A 568-nucleotide genomic window follows, 5' to 3' on the forward strand; every position below is an offset into this window, starting at 1 on the left:
GAGATAGCGTCAGGCTCACAGGAGTGCAAACAGGCCAGCGCGCAGTTCAGTGCCTGCCGCAGTTGCTGACTTTTCTGACGCCACGCCAAATTTTCATCCTGCCCTAGAGTCATGTTCTGCTCGAATTGTCGTGCCATGGAATAGCCCTTATTGCTGTTGCAGCCTGCGCTGCGCGTCGATTCGTGCCTGCGTCTGTGCCCGCCAGTCGTTTTCTGTCGGCGGCATTCTGTCTACCGGCTTTACCACCGGTGATGTGACCATTGGCGCTGTCGCTGCCCCCACGTTGGCCACATCGGTCGAGTAAACCCCGCGCATGAACTGAATCGCCACCACCTGTTGCTTCTCGACAAGGACCTGTTTCGACGGTAAGCGGGCAGCATCACTGCTCAGCACATTCGCAGCCTGACTGGCCGTGCCGCCGGCAATCACGCCAGCAACGGCTTTACCATCCGGTGTTTCCGGTCGCGTCGTCACCGCGTTGAAGCCGTTCGTCACCACCTGCGTATTGGCCTGCGCATACATCTCACCGATACCACCAATCCCTTTCAGCAAGGCTGGCAATACAATG

Annotated in this window: 1 pseudogene; it reads right to left on the reverse strand. The window is 58.3% G+C overall.

The window, feature by feature from the left end:
* Positions 1-147: 147 nt before the first annotated feature.
* Positions 148-568, reverse strand: a pseudogene (locus A6U95_RS31035) (conjugal transfer protein); the annotation flags it as partial.

It is taken from the genome of Serratia sp. 14-2641 (genome assembly GCF_001692375.1).
Taxonomy (GTDB): domain Bacteria; phylum Pseudomonadota; class Gammaproteobacteria; order Enterobacterales; family Enterobacteriaceae; genus Chania; species Chania fonticola_C.